At 45.4% G+C, this 19,739-nt stretch carries 20 protein-coding genes, 1 pseudogene and 1 other annotated feature; of the genes and pseudogenes, 9 read left to right on the forward strand and 12 right to left on the reverse strand.

Translation table 11 applies throughout. The features are described 5' to 3' along the window. Nucleotides 1–103: 103 nt before the first annotated feature. Genes OCU35_RS07895 through OCU35_RS07905 form a run of 3 tightly spaced genes read left to right on the forward strand, consistent with a single transcriptional unit; the run spans nt 104 to nt 3,376 of the window. Nucleotides 104–856 carry an ATP-dependent zinc protease family protein gene (locus OCU35_RS07895; protein WP_261825129.1) on the forward strand — a complete coding sequence of 251 codons (753 nt, stop codon included), beginning with the start codon at nt 104–106 and terminating at the stop codon, nt 854–856. A 32-nt stretch (nt 857–888) separates the two neighbouring features. Further along, a complete protein-coding gene (locus OCU35_RS07900; RefSeq protein ID WP_102376954.1) occupies nt 889–2,394 on the forward strand; it encodes an inactive transglutaminase family protein in 1,506 nt (501 codons plus the stop codon). Between the two features lie 4 nt (nt 2,395–2,398). Further along, the gene (locus OCU35_RS07905; protein WP_026012684.1) at nt 2,399–3,376 is read left to right on the forward strand and encodes an alpha-L-glutamate ligase-like protein; all 978 of its coding nucleotides are present in this window, start codon (nt 2,399–2,401) and stop codon (nt 3,374–3,376) included. Nucleotides 3,377–3,840: 464 nt separating this feature from the next. On the opposite strand, the gene OCU35_RS07910 is transcribed toward OCU35_RS07905, so the two are convergent. From OCU35_RS07910 to cysS, 4 genes are all read right to left on the reverse strand, one after another. After that, nucleotides 3,841–4,509: a transposase gene (locus tag OCU35_RS07910; protein ID WP_261825130.1), complete on the reverse strand. Its 669-nt coding sequence runs from the start codon at nt 4,507–4,509 to the stop codon at nt 3,841–3,843. Nucleotides 4,510–4,661: 152 nt separating this feature from the next. Next, nucleotides 4,662–5,702 carry an IS110 family RNA-guided transposase gene (locus tag OCU35_RS07915; RefSeq protein ID WP_261825131.1) on the reverse strand — a complete coding sequence of 347 codons (1,041 nt, stop codon included), beginning with the start codon at nt 5,700–5,702 and terminating at the stop codon, nt 4,662–4,664. A 279-nt stretch (nt 5,703–5,981) separates the two neighbouring features. Beyond that, a complete protein-coding gene (locus OCU35_RS07920; protein WP_017030836.1) occupies nt 5,982–6,560 on the reverse strand; it encodes a thymidine kinase in 579 nt (192 codons plus the stop codon). Nucleotides 6,561–6,641: 81 nt separating this feature from the next. After that, nucleotides 6,642–8,021 (reverse strand): cysteine--tRNA ligase, encoded by a 1,380-nt coding sequence (gene cysS, locus OCU35_RS07925; protein WP_261825132.1) that lies wholly within the window; start codon nt 8,019–8,021, stop codon nt 6,642–6,644. A gap of 156 nt (nt 8,022–8,177) precedes the next feature. Here cysS and OCU35_RS07930 point away from each other — a divergent pair, with 156 nt between their 5' ends. The 6 genes and pseudogenes from OCU35_RS07930 to OCU35_RS07955 all read left to right on the forward strand — a co-directional run. After that, entirely contained in the window at nt 8,178–8,672 is a 495-nt protein-coding gene (locus OCU35_RS07930) for a peptidylprolyl isomerase (protein ID WP_017030838.1), read from the forward strand. 63 nt (nt 8,673–8,735) lie between these two features. Next, a complete protein-coding gene (gene lpxH / locus OCU35_RS07935; protein ID WP_261825133.1) occupies nt 8,736–9,455 on the forward strand; it encodes a UDP-2,3-diacylglucosamine diphosphatase in 720 nt (239 codons plus the stop codon). A 109-nt stretch (nt 9,456–9,564) separates the two neighbouring features. After that, on the forward strand, nt 9,565–10,335 hold the full coding sequence (locus OCU35_RS07940) for an EAL and HDOD domain-containing protein (protein ID WP_261825134.1): 771 nt from the start codon (nt 9,565–9,567) through the stop codon (nt 10,333–10,335). A 52-nt stretch (nt 10,336–10,387) separates the two neighbouring features. Next, nucleotides 10,388–10,882, forward strand: a complete 495-nt coding sequence (locus OCU35_RS07945) for a YchJ family protein (protein ID WP_102446506.1) — start codon at nt 10,388–10,390, stop codon at nt 10,880–10,882. Between the two features lie 65 nt (nt 10,883–10,947). Beyond that, entirely contained in the window at nt 10,948–11,454 is a 507-nt protein-coding gene (locus OCU35_RS07950; RefSeq protein ID WP_261825135.1) for a helix-turn-helix domain-containing protein, read from the forward strand. Between the two features lie 2 nt (nt 11,455–11,456). Next, nucleotides 11,457–12,293 (forward strand): annotated as a pseudogene (locus OCU35_RS07955) (IS3 family transposase); the annotation flags it as partial. 67 nt (nt 12,294–12,360) lie between these two features. Here OCU35_RS07955 and hisIE read toward each other — a convergent pair. The 8 genes from hisIE to hisG are packed head-to-tail and all read right to left on the reverse strand — an operon-like array spanning nt 12,361 to nt 19,565. Beyond that, nucleotides 12,361–12,996: a bifunctional phosphoribosyl-AMP cyclohydrolase/phosphoribosyl-ATP diphosphatase HisIE gene (hisIE, locus tag OCU35_RS07960; protein WP_261825136.1), complete on the reverse strand. Its 636-nt coding sequence runs from the start codon at nt 12,994–12,996 to the stop codon at nt 12,361–12,363. Then, nucleotides 12,993–13,766, reverse strand: a complete 774-nt coding sequence (gene hisF, locus OCU35_RS07965) for an imidazole glycerol phosphate synthase subunit HisF (RefSeq protein WP_017030324.1) — start codon at nt 13,764–13,766, stop codon at nt 12,993–12,995. Before hisF ends, hisIE begins: the two co-directional genes overlap by 4 nt. A 37-nt stretch (nt 13,767–13,803) precedes the next feature. Further along, nucleotides 13,804–14,541: a 1-(5-phosphoribosyl)-5-[(5-phosphoribosylamino)methylideneamino]imidazole-4-carboxamide isomerase gene (gene hisA / locus OCU35_RS07970; RefSeq protein WP_261825137.1), complete on the reverse strand. Its 738-nt coding sequence runs from the start codon at nt 14,539–14,541 to the stop codon at nt 13,804–13,806. Between the two features lie 32 nt (nt 14,542–14,573). Continuing rightward, on the reverse strand, nt 14,574–15,200 hold the full coding sequence (hisH, locus tag OCU35_RS07975; RefSeq protein WP_026026297.1) for an imidazole glycerol phosphate synthase subunit HisH: 627 nt from the start codon (nt 15,198–15,200) through the stop codon (nt 14,574–14,576). A 3-nt stretch (nt 15,201–15,203) separates the two neighbouring features. Continuing rightward, nucleotides 15,204–16,277 carry a bifunctional histidinol-phosphatase/imidazoleglycerol-phosphate dehydratase HisB gene (gene hisB, locus OCU35_RS07980; protein ID WP_017030327.1) on the reverse strand — a complete coding sequence of 358 codons (1,074 nt, stop codon included), beginning with the start codon at nt 16,275–16,277 and terminating at the stop codon, nt 15,204–15,206. A 27-nt stretch (nt 16,278–16,304) separates the two neighbouring features. Further along, a complete protein-coding gene (hisC, locus tag OCU35_RS07985; protein ID WP_065209738.1) occupies nt 16,305–17,357 on the reverse strand; it encodes a histidinol-phosphate transaminase in 1,053 nt (350 codons plus the stop codon). A gap of 12 nt (nt 17,358–17,369) precedes the next feature. Next, a complete protein-coding gene (hisD, locus tag OCU35_RS07990) occupies nt 17,370–18,665 on the reverse strand; it encodes a histidinol dehydrogenase (RefSeq protein ID WP_065209737.1) in 1,296 nt (431 codons plus the stop codon). 3 nt (nt 18,666–18,668) lie between these two features. After that, the gene (gene hisG / locus OCU35_RS07995) at nt 18,669–19,565 is read right to left on the reverse strand and encodes an ATP phosphoribosyltransferase (protein ID WP_102360229.1); all 897 of its coding nucleotides are present in this window, start codon (nt 19,563–19,565) and stop codon (nt 18,669–18,671) included. 45 nt (nt 19,566–19,610) lie between these two features. Further along, nucleotides 19,611–19,738: a sequence feature (His leader region), on the reverse strand. Between the last annotated feature and the right edge of the window lies 1 nt (nt 19,739).

Raw genomic sequence — 19,739 nt, forward strand, 5'->3', positions numbered from 1 at the left:
TTGAACTACCAAAAATATAGCATATGTGTTCTACACTTAGCATTACGAATCTGACTAGTTGAATCGGATTCTCGAGCTAAGTACAAATAATAATAGGTCTAAGATGCTCAAGCATATTGTCGCCTTATCCGGAGCGGTACTTTTATCCGGATGTGCTACGTCTCAAGCAACACAGGAAGAAACGAGACTATATAGAACGGAATCTATGCAAGCAGTCAAATCGTCTGAAGATAATTTATCTAATCAGATCAGTAACCTACAGCTTTCAATTGATAATCAAAATGACTATATTGAGAGTTTAGAAGGCCAGCTAGCTATCATGTCGAATCGAGTTGATAACCTAGCCAAGCAAAATGCTCGAGTGTTACTTGCTCCTAAGCAAGAAGAAGAACAACCTAAGCCAAAGGCACCTGTGTCCAATGGTGATTTGGTTGTTTTAGGTTCAATTGAAACAGTCAAATTTGAACAGATAAATCAAACGTTTGAAGCAAGAATTGATACAGGTGCCGCAACATCGTCACTGAATGCAATTAATATTCAAGAATTTGAACGAAACGGCAACACATGGGTTAAATTTAACTTATCCACTGATAAAGCCGAAGATGCTGAACCAACATGGATTGAAGCTCCGCTCATTCGTTATGCGAAGGTTCGTCAATCTAATACAACTAAAACGCATCGACGTGCAGTTATTGAACTGTGGATTAACTTAGGTGACGTAAGAGAAAAAGCACAGTTCACTCTGGCTGACCGCTCTCACATGACCCACCCGGTACTATTAGGCAGAGAGTTCATCAAGGACATTGCCCTAGTAGATGTAAGTAAAGAATTTATTCAAACAGAAAAACAGCAGTGACAAATTAGGTCGCCTCAATAATAAGGATTGTTATGACTTCACGAGTGCCTTTTTATATTTTTATTGCCCTGCTCATAGTTGCTGGCGCCGCATTATCTATACTGCGCCATGACTCCTACGGGGTACCTTGGACACCGGGTGAAAGCCGAGAGCTTTGGGATATTGAAGCTCGCGTTGAGCTTGTTGCACAAGGTGAACCGGTGACGGTTTCTCTTGCAGCACCAGGGACTCAAAACGGCTACACACTAATTGACGAATCTGCATCATCGCCGGGTTATGGCGTAGCTTATGTAAATTCTGATATTGGTCGACGAGCGGAATGGACTATCCGCTATGCCGAGGGACCACAAACTATCTACTACAAGGCTCAATTCCTTGTCGACCCGCAGGCCAAGGTAGAATCAGTTCCACCTGAAGGTGGCATTGAAGCGCCAACCTTTGATGGTCCTCAAGAAGCTGCGGCTCAAGCCATTGTGGAAGAAGCGACCAAGCGAAGTGCTAACGATGAAACGTTAACTCGCGAGATCATTCGCAAACTGAACGATAGCAACAGCCAAAACGCTGCACTACTGCTCAATCAGTTTACCAAGCAAGAAGCGCTTTCCGCCCTACTCGCTTACGCTGAAGTACCGAGCAAAACTGTAGGTGTTATTCAGTTGGAAGATGGTCGTCGCCGTCAATCAATCAATCCTATGGTCCAGGTATGGGACGGCAAGGAATGGTTGTTGTTTGACGCTGAGACAGGTACTCAAGGTAAGAGTGAAAACACGCTTATCTGGGATGAGTCGAACGTGTCACTTCTTGACGTTACCGGTGGTAGAAACAGTCAGGTGCTGTTCTCTATGATCGCTCAGGACATTACGCCTCGCGCTGCAACCGCAAGCAAGGTAAATGCAGATGACCTACTGAACTTCTCGATTCACAGCCTACCTCTAGAAGAGCAATCGATGTTTAAAACCATCATGCTGATTCCTATCGGTGCGCTCATCGTGGTGTTCTTGCGAATTATCATCGGTCTTAAGACTTCTGGTACCTTCATGCCCGTGCTTATTGCGGTTGCCTTTGTGCAAACACAGCTAGTGACAGGTATCGTCGGTTTCCTACTCATAGTCGGTACAGGTTTGGTGATACGTAGTTATCTCTCCAAGCTCAACTTGCTACTGGTGGCCAGGATATCCGCGGTAATCATCACCGTAATCTTAATTATTTCAGTCTTCACTATCGTTGCCTTTAATATCGGCTTGGTAGAAGGTCTATCTATCACATTCTTCCCTATGATCATCCTATCTTGGACTATCGAACGTATGTCGATTCTTTGGGAAGAGGAAGGCGCGAAAGAAGTAGTTCTGCAAGGTGGTGGTTCACTACTAACGGCTGTACTGGTTTACTTGGCAATGACTAACATGTACATCCAACACCTGACCTTCAACTTTATCGGCATGCAGCTAATTATCTTGGCACTGATTCTAATGCTAGGTAACTACACTGGATACCGCTTAACCGAGCTACGTCGCTTCAAGCCACTGGCGGAGGACTAAGCCTATGTTGAGTCAGTTTACTTCGCCATTTAAGATTCGCTCAAAGGGAATTATGGGCATGAACCAACGTAACCACAGTTACATTGGTAAGTACAATGACCGTAGTAAATTCCCTCTTGTGGATGACAAGCTAAAGACCAAAAAGATTGCAGAGCTTCACGGCGCAACAACACCAGCGCTCATTGGCGTCATTGGTCAACAAGCTGAAGTAAAGCGTATCCATAAAATGGTCAAGGAATGGCCTGGATTCTGTATCAAACCCGCTCAAGGTAGTGGTGGTAAAGGAATCTTGGTCATCATCTCGCACAAAGACGGCGTTTATACCAAGCCGTCTGGCGATACCGTTAACGAGCAAGATGTTGAACGCCATATCAGTAACACACTGGCGGGTCTGTTTTCCTTGGGTGGTAAGAACGACGTTGCCGTTGTAGAGAACTTGATTAAGTTCGACAGCTGCTTCGAAGGTTACAGCTACGAGGGTGTGCCCGATGTACGTATCATCGTATTCAAAGGCTACCCTGTTATGGCGATGATGCGTCTATCAACGTCTAACTCTGACGGAAAGGCAAACTTGCACCAAGGTGCTGTGGGCGTGGGCATTGATATAGCGACGGGCAAAGCCGTGCGCGCTGTTCAATACGATTTACCCGTAACCCACCACCCTGATACAGGTAAAGACCTAATGCAATTGCAGGTTCCTCACTGGGAGCGTTTACTGGTCTTGGCCTCAAGCGCTTGGGAAATGACAGGCCTAGGTTACATGGGTACCGACATGGTACTTGATAGTGAAGAAGGCCCTATGGTGTTAGAGCTTAACGCCCGCCCGGGTTTAGCGATTCAGATCGCTAACGGCACAGGCCTACTTCCTAGGTTGAAACATGTTGAAAACCTCGGTGAAACCGCTGAGTATCCAAGACCCGCAGAGCGCGTAGCCTACGCCGCTAAGCAATTTGCCGCGCATTTGGATAACGTGAAAAAGTAGTCTCTATCGGTAGAAATAACAAAGCCCTCATGACTGTAAAAGTGATGAGGGCTTTTTTGTGTCAGGATAAAAAACGGTCCTAGGTTCTAGCTTCTAGCTTCTAGCTTCTAGCTTGATATGACCCCGTAAAAGTAGACATGGGTTTTAGATTATTAGAGCAATATTTTAGTGCTTGTCTGACTAGTTATCGTCGTCCCCGTATATGGACTCCCGATCAATTACAACCTTTTTAAGAATAAAAACAAAGTAGGATACTAGCGTATATTCGGGCTTTTTAAGAGTAGCGAACTCTGCCCCTAGATGTATTCGCACCTTAACTCCACTACGAGTTCTCGGCCTTTTTGGCCTCGGGGACGAGCTGGTTTATTAAGGTCGGTCTTACCTGTTTTTGTTCTTTGTCAGGGTTGTAATTAAATCTCTAAGTCTCTAAGTCTCTAAGTCTCTAACTTTAACTGGCTTTATTTTCAATTTGCCATCATTGGACTTGCTTGATAGGTAGTTCCATTCTTCAGCATTGCCCAAGAGGTGCGAATCGTTTTATTCGCTAAAGCCACGGCTGCTTTCCTTAATCCTGCTCGCTCTATGAGAGCTTTAAGCCAAGCTTCCTTGCCATTCCTAGGCTCTCTGTTTTGAACTACCCTAGACGCCGCTAAAGCTCCCTGAATCAAGTTGGCTCTAAGGCGCTTATTTGCAACGGTCCTACTAATACCGAACATTTTAGTGACACCACCTGTACTAAATTGTTTCGGCGTTAACCCGATGCAAGCTGAAGCGTCGCGACCATTTTTGAAATTGCCACCACCGGAGCCTATCGCTAAAAAGATACCTAGTGCATTGATTGGGCCTACGCCTTCGAGTTTCATTAGATTCTTGCAATAAGGGTGGTGAGTTATGGCTTCAACAAGCTCTTTCTCAACAGCCTGCTTTTCCGCTCGCAACCTTACATAGAGGCGGTAGCCTTGATGAATATGACTTCTCAATATATCGGGTAAACCATTCTCAGCATCTTCCAGTATTTCGTATATGGACTCCCGATCAATTACAACCTTTTTAAGAATAAAAACAAAGTAGGATACTAGCGTATATTCGGGCTTTTTAAGAGTAGCGAACTCTGCCCCTAGATGTATTCGCACCTTAACTCCACTACGAGTTCTCGGCCTTTTTGGCCTCGGGGACGAGCTGGTTTATTAAGGTCGGTCTTACCTGTTTTTGTTCTTTGTCAGGGTTGTAATTAAATCTCTAAGTCTCTAAGTCTCTAAGTCTCTAACTTTAACTGGCTTTATTTTCAATTTGCCATCATTGGACTTGCTTGATAGGTAGTTCCATTCTTCAGCATTGCCCAAGAGGTGCGAATCGTTTTATTCGCTAAAGCCACGGCTGCTTTCCTTAATCCTGCTCGCTCTATGAGAGCTTTAAGCCAAGCTTCCTTGCCATTCCTAGGCTCTCTGTTTTGAACTACCCTAGACGCCGCTAAAGCTCCCTGAATCAAGTTGGCTCTAAGGCGCTTATTTGCAACGGTCCTACTAATACCGAACATTTTAGTGACACCACCTGTACTAAATTGTTTCGGCGTTAACCCGATGCAAGCTGAAGCGTCGCGACCATTTTTGAAATTGCCACCACCGGAGCCTATCGCTAAAAAGATACCTAGTGCATTGATTGGGCCTACGCCTTCGAGTTTCATTAGATTCTTGCAATAAGGGTGGTGAGTTATGGCTTCAACAAGCTCTTTCTCAACAGCCTGCTTTTCCGCTCGCAACCTTACATAGAGGCGGTAGCCTTGATGAATATGACTTCTCAATATATCGGGTAAACCATTCTCAGCATCTTCCAGTATTTCGGGTATAGCTTCTTGGAAGTTTTTAATTCCTGGTTTAATGGCAATCCCAAATTCTGCCAATAAGCCACGAAGCATGTTACTGGTTGCAACTGCAGAATCATTAAGGTGTTGGCGTATGCGCTCGATGGACTGTAAAGCTTGTGCATCAATGCTTTTTACAGGAATGGGATAAACGCGAGGCTGTGATGAAGCGATCGCAATAGCTAAGGCATCATTTTTATCGGTCTTTTGCTTACTACGGAAGGGAGATACATGTTTTGGAGCAATAATTTTTACTTTATGCCCTAAATGAATACAGTAACGCCCCCAATGATGAGCAGAGCCACATGCCTCCATGACAACTGTAGCCTTAGGTTGCTTATTCAACCATTTAATGAAAGCTTGTCGACTAAAAGTACGCTCCATTGCAATGTTGTTGCCAACTAATTTACAAACTTGAAAAGAATCTTTTGCTAAATCAATGGCGATAGTTGTAGGCTTATTCATGTGTGGACTCCTAAAGTTTTGGCTTTGACACCTTAAATTTTAGCTTGCCTCCCGAGGGAGGGAGTCCATACATCGAGTTTTTTTATCGGGGACCTTTTAGTCACCAGATGCCCGACCAGAGTGCTGGTGATTACTTTACAAGGCAGGCAACACGGTCAGATGCTCGATAAAACACCTCGAGCATGACAAATACTTCGAAGTTGGATTTGTGCACAAAAGATTGATTCTGGGTTCTAGCCTCCTAGGACCAAGAACACAGGACCGCTCTTAACCTTATTCCTACCTTCCCAACGCTTCTTTATAATGTACACGACACACCGACACATATTTATCGTTGCCGCCAATCGCCACCTGGTCCCCTTCTGCGATAGGGTTACCATGCTCATCGGTGCGGATCACCATGTTGGCTTTGCGACCGCAGTGGCAGATGGTTTTTAGCTCAACTAGCTTGTCCGCCCACGCTAACAAGTGAAGGCTGCCTTCAAATAACTCGCCCAAGAAGTCGGTACGCAAGCCGTAGCACAATACTGGGATGTGCAACTTATCGACGATTTCCGTCAGTTGGTATACCTGCTCTTTTGATAAGAACTGGCATTCATCCACTAGTACACAGTGGTGCTTCGTTTCTTCATTGAGCTCGCTCATCTTCTTAAACAAGTCAGTCTCTTTATGAAAAAGGTGCGCATCAGCCTGAAGGCCAATTCGAGAAGTTACCTTCCCTTCACCATAGCGATCATCAAGTGCTGCGGTAAAAATAAGTGGATTCATCCCTCTTTCTTGATAGTTAAAAGAGGATTGTAGAAGTGTGGTGGATTTACCCGCATTCATCGCTGAGTAATAGAAGTACATCTGAGCCACGTTAAAGCCTTTATTATCGTTCTAGGTTACATAAAGAAAAGGGCCGATAAATATCAGCCCTTATTATTCAAAGGTAAAGAGTTACTTGCGACGCCAAGTGGTACCTTGAGGACCATCTTCTAAGATAATACCCAGTTCATTGAGCTTGTCGCGAGCAAGATCGGCATTTGCCCAATCTTTAGAAGCACGAGAGTCATTGCGAAGCTTAATCAGAGCTTCAATCTCAGCCACTTCGTCGTCTTCTTGATCACCTTGCAAGAAGGCTTCAGGGTCTTGGTAAAGAATACCAATCACATCCGCTAGTTCACGCATTAGCGCGCCCAGTTGACTTGCTTTTTCTAGCTCAGCACCCTTCAGACGGTTCACTTCACGCGCCATATCAAATAGCACAGCGTAAGCTTCTGGGGTGTTAAAGTCATCATTCATTGCTGCGGTAAAGCGAGACACGTAGTCTTCACCACCTGCCGGTGTCGCGGTAGCGTCTAGACCACGAAGTGCCGTGTACAGACGCTCAAGAGACGCTCGAGCTTGATTCAGGTTATCTTCACTGTAGTTTAGCTGGCTACGGTAGTGGCCCGACATGAGGAAGTAACGAACCGTCTCCGAGTCGTAATGACCTAACACGTCACGGATAGTGAAGAAGTTGCCCAGAGACTTAGACATTTTCTCTTGATCAACCATAACCATACCGCTGTGCATCCAAGTATTTACATACTGGGTGCCGTGGGCACAGCAAGATTGTGCAATCTCATTTTCGTGGTGAGGGAATTGTAGATCCGAACCACCACCGTGAATATCAAAGTGGTTGCCTAGAATCGATGAGTTCATTGCAGAACATTCAATGTGCCAACCCGGACGACCAGCGCCCCATGGAGATTCCCATGTTGGTTCACCAGGTTTTGACATCTTCCAAAGAACAAAGTCCAGAGGGCTGCGTTTTGCTGTTTCTACATCGACACGAGCACCAGCTTGAAGCTGCTCTAAGTCTTGCTTTGACAGTCGACCGTATTCGTCAAACTTGCTGACTTCAAACATCACGTCGCCATTACTTGCAACATAAGCAAAACCACGCTCGATAAGCTTCTCAACAAGAGCTATGATCTCATCAATGAATTCAGTTGCGCGAGGCTCAACGTTAGGGCGTTTCATGTTGAGTGCATCAAAATCAGCATGCATTTCAGCAATAAGGCGCTCAGTCAAAGACTCACAGCTTTCACCATTTTCTGCCGCACGCTTGATGATTTTGTCATCAATATCGGTAATGTTGCGTACAAAGTTCAAGTCGTAACCAAGATACCTAAGGTAACGAGACACTACGTCAAAAGAAACAAAAGTGCGACCATGTCCAATATGACACAAGTCATAGATGGTCACTCCACAGACATACATGCCTATTTTACCAGCAGTGATAGGTTTGAATTCTTCTTTTTGACGCGTCAGTGTATTGTATATCTTGAGCATTTCTTCAGCTTTTACTTCTTGGTGGCAATAATGCGGTTAGTATACCAACACATAACCCGTTAAGTAACATAAAACTCGGATAGCAGTTGATTGTGCTGAGAGTTTGGTTAGAATTTGATTCGATTTATCTACTAAATAAACGTTAAGGACGCTCTTATGATCACCCTTCACACCAATCACGGTGACATCACTCTAGAACTGAACCACGAAGCAGCACCTGCGACAGCGGCAAACTTCGCTCAGTATTGTAAAGATGGTTTTTACGACAACACTCTTTTCCACCGTGTTATCGATGGTTTTATGATCCAAGGCGGCGGTATGACTTCTGGCTTGCGTGAAAAACCAACTCGCGACACTATCAAGAACGAAGCAAACAACGGTCTAAGCAACGCTGTTGGTACTATCGCAATGGCGCGTACTATGGAACCGCATTCTGCTAGCTCACAGTTCTTTATCAACATTAACAACAACACTTTCTTGGACTTCAAATCAGAAGACATGAATGGCTGGGGTTACTGTGTATTCGGTAAAGTGACTGAAGGCATGGATGTAGTCAACAAAATCAAAGGCGTGAGCACTGGCAGCATGGGTATGCACCAAGATGTTCCTCTAGAAGAAGTTATTATTACTGGCACTACTATCGCTGAGTAATAGCTTTCAAACCGTCCAAGCTCGGCTTGGGCGGTTTATTCTCTCCAATGGAACCCTCTCCCAATGCGCACTCTCTTTATCTCAGATCTACACCTTACTCCCAATCGCAGCGATATGACGGACGCTTTCGTACGCTTTATGCGTGAAGAAGCACCGAATTCAGACGCGGTCTATATTCTTGGGGATCTTTTTGAGTTCTGGGTTGGAGACGATGATGATTCTCCGCTAAACAACACAGTAACCAATGAGATAAGAACCCTTGTAGACTCTGGAACTCCATGCTTTTTTGTACAAGGCAACCGCGACTTCTTAGTGGGCAAGAGATTTGAGCGTAAAAGCGGGGCAAAGCTGTTAGGCGATGAAACCTTAATCGACCTGTATGGCACTCCAACCTTAATCATGCATGGCGATACCCTATGCACTGATGATGTTAAATACCAAGAATTCCGTAAGAAGATGCACCTTAAATGGTTGCAGTGGATTTACAACCGAGTTCCCCTATCCTTTCGTCGTAAACTGGTTAAGAAAGTGCAGAATAATGCCAATGATGACAAGCAATCCAAATCCTATGAGATTATGGATGTGAATCAGCAGGCGGTTATTGATGCTATGCAACGTCACAATGCGCAATGGCTTATTCACGGCCATACTCACCGCCAAGATATCCACAAATTGGATGCCGATGGCAATAAGAAACGCATCGTTCTTGGGGACTGGTTTACTGAAGCTTCAAGCCTTGAAGTCACCAAGGGTGGCCTTAATTTATTCAATCAACCTCTATAAATTGAATTATTAATACTACCAAATAGGCATTTTTGGTCAAAAGTCATTTTCAATTCATAATTAGTGTCTATTATCTATTGTGACATTCTTGTGATAGCCGAAATTATTTGTGTATAGTTCATTTATTGCCCGACAATCGATCTCCGACCGTAATGGCAATACAGTAGCTTATGAGTTGCTGTATCGACAAAGCCATTTAAATCGTTATCCAAAATTTAACGCTAATTATGCAACACGTTCCATAATGGTTGATCTTTTATTAGATCATTCACGCTTACTGCTTAATAGTGTCACCGGTTATATTAACTTTAGCCATGATTGTATAATAAATGGTCTACCCCTATGCCTGCCCCCCGAGAATATCGTTGTTGAGGTATTAGAGGGCGATTCTCCCAGCGCTGAGTTAATCGAAGCCATTAAAGATCTACACGCAAAGGGTTATCAAATTGCATTGGATGACTTTATTCCGTCTCCAGAGTGGGAATCGGTTATTCCATTTGTCTCTATTATCAAAATTGATATAAAGCAGTACTCTCTTTTCGATTCTCACCTTTTTATTCAGGCTAACAAACACCTCAATATTCAATTTATTGCAGAAAAGATTGAGCATGAACACCAGTATTTACAAGCTCTGAATGCCGGTTTTGATCTATTTCAGGGCTATTATCTTGCCATGCCCGAGATGTTTGAAAAACACGTAATAAATGAGTCGTACCCACTATGGTATAGGCAGGTGTATCAAGAATTGAACCAAAAAGCCCTGAGCTCAGAGACGTTCTATGAATTGCCGAATACTATTGCAGCCAATGAAGCACTGCAAAATCCACAACATCAATTTATTTCCTTTGCGGATAAGCGTTCGTCAATCAGCAATAAATAATCTCAATTATCGGTGTTATAATTGGTACAAATAACACAATTATGAAGCCTTAATGAGCGAATTAGCCACTTCCCTTTGCCGTTGTCATAGCCAAAAGGCTTATCAAGACTGCTGCCAGCCTATCCATACCGACCCAAGCAATGCCTTTACGCCTGAGCAACTAATGCGCGCTCGCTATTGTGCGCACGAATTAAGACTCGTGGATTTTGTGGTGCACACCTACCATCCTAGTTGCAACGCTGCAGCGGAAGCCGACGCCATTGCTGAATCCGTTCATGGTGATTGGAAAAAACTAGAGGTAGTGAGTACAGAGCTTGGTAAAGATGACAATGAAGGTTACGTCACCTTTAATGCCTATTTTATCGAAGATAAACGCCAATACAGTTTCACAGAGAAATCACGTTTCGTTAAAGAAGACGGCCAGTGGTTTTATATTGATGGTGAGATGTATGACTACCCTCTTCCAGTGAAGAAGAGAGAAATTGGCCGTAATGACCCTTGTGTCTGCGGTAGTGGCAAGAAATATAAAAAGTGCTGCGGTAGTTAAATGAAAAGGCCATCTCTTTTGAACTGACCCCCAATAGTTGGACACCAATTATTGGGGGTCTTTTTATGTCCAAATACAACCGAGCATTGAAATGCTCAATAGCTAAACAATATCTACAAGGCGAAAGTTCTCAGGAGCTTTCTCGTCTTCATTCTATACCATCACGCCAAATACGTTACTGGGCACAAGTATTCGATATCCATGGCTCTCAGGCATTTATCCCTCATGGTTTTGCAAAGAATGCGCAAACTAAGCTCCAAGCTTTGACTCATATGTGGACGAATGGTTGGTCTATCAGTCACACTAGTGCGGTTTTAAATTTTTCTTCCTCTGGCACACTCGCTGTTTGGCTGAAACAGTATGAAAGATATGGTTTCCAGGGGCTTGAACGTAGCAGAGGACGACCCGCAATGAGTAAGCATCCTTTTATTCAAAACAAGAGCGATGATGAGAAAACACTGGAAGAGATCAAAGAGGAGTTAGCGTACTTGCGAGCTGAGAATGCTGTCCTAAAAAAGTTAGAGGAGCTGGAACAGGAGAAGCATCGTCGAACAAAGAAAAAACGAAAGTAGTTCTAGCTCTTAAAAATCAATATCCACAACAACATCTCTTGCATGCCCTTAAATTAGCAAGAAGTAGCTTCTATTATCATGCACAGTCGAACAACGCTGCCGAAAGCTATCAAGATGAAAAACAGTTGATTGAGAAAATATATCATGACCATAAAGGGAGATATGGATATCGTCGTATTCATTTAGAGTTAAGGAAATACGACGTCAGGCTTAACCATAAGACAGTTCAACGCCTGATGGGATTACTAGGCTTGAAATCAACGGTCAGACCTAAGCGGTACCGCTCTTACAAAGGAGAAACTGGAAAAACCGCTCCAAATGTACTTAAACGGGACTTCAGTGCAACGAAGCCTGATGAAAAGTGGGTAACTGATGTCACTGAGTTTAAAGTTCAACAGCAGAAGGTGTACCTATCACCAATCGTTGATCTGTTTACGCAGGAAGTTGTGGCTTACAAAGTTGCGAAAAATGCGTGCTTACCTCTGGTCACTGACATGCTGACAGAGGCGGTTGCAACCTTAGCCAAAGACGCTAAGCCAATAGTGCATAGCGATCAAGGGTGGCAATATAGGCATAGGAAGTATCAGAAAACTCTCGCTGAGCAGGGATTAACTCAAAGTATGTCACGAAAAGGAAACTGCTTAGATAACGCAGTAGCAGAGAACTTCTTTGCCTTACTGAAAACAGAAATGTACCATAATCAACACTTTGAAGATGCCGATGACTTAATCGCACATATTGACGAATACATCGAGTATTACAATACAAAGCGCATCAAAGTGAAACTAAAAGGCCTGACTCCGACGGAATATCGAAATCAGGCCTTAAAAGCCGCTTAACAGAAATGTCCAACTTTAAGGGGTCACTTCATTTTGAGATGGCCTTTTAAATTGAATTGGCTAATTATTATTTATGACGCTCTTTAAGCTTGCTCACCACGTCATTTAGCGATAAGCCTTGGTCTTGAAGTAGCACAATCAAGTGATAAATCAGGTCCGCAGACTCACACACTAGTTCCGCCTTATCGCCCGACGTCGCCGCAAGCGCGACTTCAACGCCTTCTTCGCCCACTTTCTGCGAAATACGCTTGGTGCCACGGGCATATAAACTAGCGGTGTAGGAAGAATCAGGATCGGCTGATTTGCGCTCGGCCAATAAAGTCTCGAGCTGATGAAGCCACACCATTTGCGATTCTTCTTGAGAGTCTGCATCCCAGCAGGTTGTTGTGCCAGTGTGGCAAGTAGGACCAATTGGCGCTACCTTCACCAGCAGGGTGTCGTTGTCGCAATCTAGCGCGATGTTTTTAAGCTGCAGTACGTTGCCAGAGGTTTCACCCTTAGTCCACAGACGCTGCTTAGTGCGTGAGAAAAAGGTCACATTTCCAGTTTCGCCAGTTTTCTGCAATGCCTCTGGGTTCATGTAACCCATCATCAATACTTGGCTAGAAGTGAAGTCCTGAACAATGGCAGGCACCAAGCCATCAACCTTATCCCAGTCAATTCTTTCAGCTAATGTCGTTACTTCAGCTGCTGCAAAACTCATATTCTCACCTCTACTGCTTGGGTCTTAAGGTATTGTTTTAATTCACCAATATTGATGATTTGCTTGTGGAATACTGAAGCGGCTAACGCACCATCCACATTGGTTTTATTGAAGGCTTCTGCAAAGTGTTCCATAGCGCCTGCGCCACCTGATGCAATCAAAGGTACCTTACATACCTCACGCACCATGTTCAGCTGAGTAACATCGTAGCCATTGCGAACACCGTCTTGGTTCATCATGTTCAACACAATTTCACCCGCGCCACGCTTTTGCACCTCTTGCACCCAATCTTTGGTTTCCCATTGAGTCGCTTTGGTTCTCGCTTCGTCTCCAGTGAATTGGTACACCTGATACTTACCCGTCTCTTTATCAAAGTACGAATCAATACCAACAACAATACACTGCACGCCGAATTTGTCCGCTAAGTGAGTAATCAATCCTGGATCAGCCAAGGCTGGAGAATTGATGGATACCTTATCAGCGCCAAACTCTAAAATACGAGAGGCGTCTTCAGCGGACTTTATGCCACCAGCAACACAAAATGGAATATCAATCACCTCAGCAACACGAGCAACCCAGCTCTTGTCTACTACACGGCCATCACTAGAGGCGGTAATATCATAGAACACCAACTCATCAGCGCCCTCTTCGGCATAACGCTGAGCCAAGGGAACAATATCACCAATGATTTCATGGTTTCTAAACTGAACACCCTTTACAACTTGTCCATCGCGGACATCTAAACAAGGAATTATTCGCTTTGCTAACATAATACCTGTAATCCTTTTAAAAGCTTAAACTCAATGACTAGGCTGTTTTCCAGCTCGCAAATGCTTGTTCTGCGGTAAACTTGCCATCAAGCAAGGCGCGTCCCACAATGACACCGCGCACACCGGTATCCTTTAGTGCTTCGATATCCGCCAGGCTTCCGATACCACCAGAGGATTGAAAGTGTACTTGTGGATACTGCTTACACAGGTCGACATACAGCTCTACATTGGAGCCCGTCAAAGTGCCGTCTTTTGAAATATCAGTACAAAGTACATGCTTTAAGCCAACGGTTAAAAAGTCTTCAATAAGCGCTTCAATCGTCACGCCTGAGTCTTCTTGCCATCCTGATACCGCAACCTTGCGATTGCCTTCTTTGTCTATGTTGACATCCAGCGCTAGGACAATATGTTCAGGGCCGTATTTTTCCATCCAGCCTTTGACCAGCTCTGGTTGCTTAACGGCGGTTGAACCTACAACCACTCGCTCTGCGCCGGCATCGAGCAAATCAATGACGTCTTGCTCTGTACGAACACCGCCACCGATTTGAATCTTAGCTGGGGTGCTTTTCAGAAGTCGACCGATAAGATCAAGCTGACGTGCACTGGTATCTTTTGCGCCCGTTAGGTCAACCAAGTGTAGCCAGTTAGCACCCGCTTGATGATAGAGGTTGAACTGCTCTGCCGGGTCTACCTTGTACTCTGTTACTTGTCCGTAGTCACCTTGGTATAACCTGACTACCTGACCTTCAATTAAATCTAATGCTGGAATAATCACTTCTAGTCCCTAAAGTCGAAAGATTTAAAGCCTTACAGCTCTAAAAAGTTTTTAATCAATTGTGAGCCAGCCTTTGAAGAGCGCTCTGGGTGAAACTGAACACCATAGTAGTTGCCACTCTGAATTGCTGCGCTAAAGCGACTGCCGTAGTCACAGCTGGCAATGGTGTAGTCCCCTACTGGCATCGCAAAGCTGTGCACAAAGTAAAAGTACTCTCCTGACTCAATCCCCTTAAACAAAGGGTGGCCTTCTGTCGCCGACACTGTGTTCCAGCCCATGTGAGGCAGAGGAAAGTCTTTACTGTCTAGCTTGCGCACTTCTCCTTCACAAAGGCCAAGGCAGGGTACAATCTCATCGGCTTTTTGGCCTTTTTCTTCAGACAGTTTCCCAAGAAGCTGCATACCTAAGCAGATGCCTAGCATCGGCTTTTCTACCTGCTTAACCAGCTCAATCAGATTGCGCTGTTTAAGGTTTTGCATTGCCTCACTAGCGGTGCCAACGCCAGGCAAAAACAGCTTGTCAGCCCCTAGCACTACATCTGGATCTTTTGATACTGACACATCAAAGCCTAAGCGTTCGATAGCAAAGCGTACTGAAGATACGTTTGCACAGCCGGTATCAATGATCACAACAGTTTGCGATTGATTTTCCACACTCATCTCTTACAACATCCCTTTGCTGCTTGGTAGCTCAGTACCTTCAACCTTGATCGCTTGGCGCAAAGTACGGCCAAATGCTTTAAACAAGCTCTCGATGATGTGGTGATCGTTATCACCCGTTGACGACAGGTGCAGCGTACACGCCATGCCATCAGCAAGAGAGCGGAAGAAGTGAACAACCATCTCCGTTGAGAAACCGCCAACCTCTTCGCGGCTAAATTTGGCATCAAACTTTAGGTAAGCACGACCAGAAAGGTCTAGGCTACACTGCGCCAAACACTCATCCATTGGCAGGCTAAAGCCGAAGCGACCGATACCACGCTTATCACCCAAAGCTTCTTTGATAGCTTGGCCTAGGGCCAGTGCCGTATCTTCTACGGTGTGGTGATCGTCGATGTGCAGGTCACCATCAACAGATAGCTTGAGCTGGAAGCCGCCGTGTGTGGCAATTTGATCCAGCATGTGGTCGAAAAATCCAAGGCCGGTCTCAATCTTGTTGCCGCCCGCTTCATCAAGGTTTACCGCAACACGAATGTCCGTCTCCTTGGTGGTACGTACGACCTCAGCAATGCGAGGGTTAGTGGTCAACATCTTGACGATAGCAGGCCAATTTAGCGTTTCAGGATTGTACTGGATACCCTGTATCGCCATATTTTCGGCGAGTTGAAGGTCTGTCATTCGATCGCCAATCACAGCCGATGTTTTAAAGTCTACCTTGCCTGATTGCAGGTACTCTTTCACCATACCTAGCTTTGGCTTGCGGCAAGAGCAGTTGTCTTCTTCAAAGTGCGGACAGATAAGCACATCATCAAAGCGTACGCCTTGAGATTCAAAAAGGTGCATCATCAAGTCGTGAGGCGCATCAAAGTCAGCCTGCGGGTAGCTATCTGTGCCTAAGCCGTCTTGGTTGGTCACCATAACAAGGCGGTATCCCGCATCTTGTAGGGTTAATAGGCTTGGGATCACCAAAGGTTCAAACTTGAGTTTGTCTAGGCGGTCTACTTGAAAATCTACCGGTGGCTCAACAATTAAGGTGCCGTCACGGTCGATAAATAAAATCTTTTGGGAGTTGCTCATTATTATTCCTTTTTCTAATTCGGCGTCCTACGCAGCAAATTGAGCCAATTGTTGCTTAATAAAATTCAGCGTCTTTTCACATTCTTCACGACTGCCAATGCTGATACGCACACAGTCTTTAATTGGGGAGTTACGCAAGATAATACCTGCATCCCAAGCGGCTTTAAATAACGCATCGCCATCGCTAAAGCGCACCAACAAGTAATTACCAAATCCGGCAAATACCGTCACATCAGGGAGGGCCTGTAACTCACCCTCTAAGAATGCTCGGTTATCATTTAGGATTGAAATCTGCGTCATTGCACGCTCAAGCCCTTCTTTGGACAAGGCAGATGAAGCAATATCCGCCACTGGCACTGGCACTGGGTAAGGCGCAATCACCTTAAGTAGCACCTGAATCAGCGCCTCATTTGCCAAGGTAAACCCACAACGCAGACCCGCAAGCGCAAAGGCTTTAGACATGGTGCGCAAGATGGCAAGGTTTGGATATTGGCTCAGAAGATCAACCGTAGACGCTTCTGGGCAGAAATCGATATAGGCTTCGTCCATCACCACAATCGCTTTATCTTTTGTCATCTCAAGTAGAGAGACAATATCTTCACGATTGATTAAGTTCCCCGTTGGGTTGTTCGGGGAGCAAACAAAGACCAGTTTCACCGCATCGAGGTTTTGCTCGATGGATTCCAAGTTCAACTGCCACTCTTGTGTGAGAGGCACTGTCTTACGCTCAACCCCAATCGTCTCGGCGCTAATGGCATACATGCCATAGGTAGGTGGACAGTATAGAATTGCGTCTTCGCCCGGCTCACAAAACGCACGGATAAGCAGTTCGATGCCTTCATCGGCACCGCGCGAGGTCAACACTTGTTGTGGTGTAACGCCAGCATAAGCGGCATAAGCTTCAATCAACTGTGGAGGCTGACATTCGCTATAGCGATTTAGGCGAGAAGCCTCAAGTGTGTAGGCATTATCAAACGGTGATTCATTGGCGTTTAGCCATACATCCCCCGAACCACCAATGCGGCGAGCCGAGAGATACGGAGTAAGAGCCTGAACTTGTTTACGAGCTAACTTTTCCATGTTCAATCTCTCCTACTCAGCCGATAACAGTTTTTCTACGCGTATAGTCACAGCGCGTTTGTGGGCATCAAGACCTTCCGCGTCGGCCATAGTCACAACCGTTGGTGCTAATAGTCTTAAGCCATCTGCGCTCAGCTCTTGTACTGTCATTCGTTTACTAAAGTCTGCTAACCCAAGGCTAGAGTACGTGCGCGTATAGCCATATGTTGGCAGTACGTGGTTGGTGCCCGATGCATAATCACCCACAGACTCTGGAGACCAGTCACCTAAGAAGATAGAGCCAGCATTATCAAGAAGTGGCACTAACTCACGTGGGTTCTTAGTCTGAACAATTAAGTGTTCAGGGCCGTAGTAGTTCGAGATAGCGATGGCTTGAGTCACTGATTCAGCAATGATGATTAAGCTAGAAGCTAGAGCTTGCTGAGCGATATCTTTGCGAGACAGTAACTGCAGCTGGCGCTGAACTGCGTCGGTCACTTGGTCAGCAATCAGCACTGAAGGCGTCACAAGAACAACTTGAGAGTCCGGGCCGTGCTCTGCTTGGCTCAATAGATCTGCGGCAATAAAGTCAGCGTCTGCAGTTTCATCGGCAATGACTAGCACCTCTGAAGGACCTGCTGGCATATCAATGCCTGCACCGCGAAAATCATTGCTCACTTGACGCTTAGCTTCTGTAACATACGCGTTGCCTGGTCCGAAGATCTTGTCAACCTTGGCTACCGTGTCCGTGCCATAGGCCATAGCCGCAATCGCTTGTCCACCACCTAGGTTATACACTTCGTCGATATTACACAGCTTAGCCACATACAGGATTTCATCGGCGATCGGCGGAGGTGAGCACAATACAACCTTGTTGCAGCCTGCAATTTGCGCTGGCACGCCAAGCATCAATACCGTTGATGGTAATGGTGCGCTACCACCGGGAATATACAAACCGACCGTATTAATAGGACGCGTTACTTGCTCGCATACCACACCCGGCTGAGTTTCTACCTTTATTGGCGTTGGTTTCTGCGCTTGGTGAAACTTTGCGATGTTTTGGTACGCTTGGTTAAGCGCAGCCTTCATCTCTTCAGACAGACGCTCAGAGGCGGCATCGATGTCGGCATTAGAGACGCGGATACTGTCTGGGCGAATACCATCAAACTTCTCTGTAAGCTCCAGCAGTGCCTTATCACCGTCTTTTTTAACGCTGTCGACTACCGCAGAGACTGCGGCGGTAATGTTTGCACCCTCAGCAATGGCTGGGCGCTGCAGAACAGCGCTTTGCTGCTCTTTACTTAATGATTCCCAAGTAACCGTTCTCATCACCTACTCCATCATTTTCTCAATAGGTAGCACTAGGATTGAGCTTGCACCCAACTCTTTCAGCTGCTCCATGGTTTCCCAAAACAGATTTTCTGAGCTTACTAGGTGGATAGCGGCTTTAGACTTATCGTTAGATAGTGGCAGTACTGTTGGGTCTTCAGCACCTGGAAGTAGCGCGGTGACTTCTTCTAAGCGGTCAAGAGGCGCGTGAAGCATGATGTATTTTGATTCTTTAGCTTGCTGCACGCCCTGCATGCGAGTAAGCAGTTTATCGATAAGGTCTAATTTCTCTTGGTCAAACTCGCCGTCACGTTGAATCAGTGTCGCTTTTGAACGGAAGATAACTTCGGCTTCTTTTAGGCCATTCGCTTCTAGCGTCGCGCCAGTTGACACTAAGTCAGCAATGCCGTCGGCAAGACCCGCACGAGGAGCCACTTCTACAGAACCGGTTAGCATACAGGTGCTAAATTCGATGCCTTGCGTGTCCATGTACGCCTTAAGCAAGTGTGGGTAGCTTGTTGCAATGCGTTTCCCGGCTAGGTCTTGAGGACCTGCGTATTCCATCTCTTTATCCACAGCGATAGATAAGCGGCAACCGCCAAAGTCTAGGCGACGCAGTGTCTTGAAGGTGCTTGGTTGTCCTTGCGCTTTGCGATCAAGTCGAACCTCTTCTAATTCATTCTCACCAATGAAACCTAAATCAACAACACCATCCATGATAAGACCCGGGATATCGTCATCGCGCACCAACAGAAGATCGATCGGTGTGTTTAACGAATGAGCGACTAGACGCTCTCCCATGATGTTGAATTTAACGCCACTCTTCTTGAGTAATTCCTGACATTCTTTGCTAAGTCGACCTTTCTTTTGAATAGCAATTCTTAGACGTTGTGTTTGCATTGCAGATTCCCTGTGCTGATATTCTAATTTGTAAATCGTGTAAAAATGAAAAAACCCTTGGGGCTAGGCTCCCAAGGGTTTAAATCTGAATTCTTGATTCAACCTCCGAGAGCATTGTCTCCCGGATACGCGCAACTCGCCCGAAAGACTAGTGTGGGTGATGGTGATGATGAA

This window comes from Vibrio breoganii, assembly GCF_024346795.1.
GTDB lineage: Bacteria > Pseudomonadota > Gammaproteobacteria > Enterobacterales > Vibrionaceae > Vibrio > Vibrio breoganii.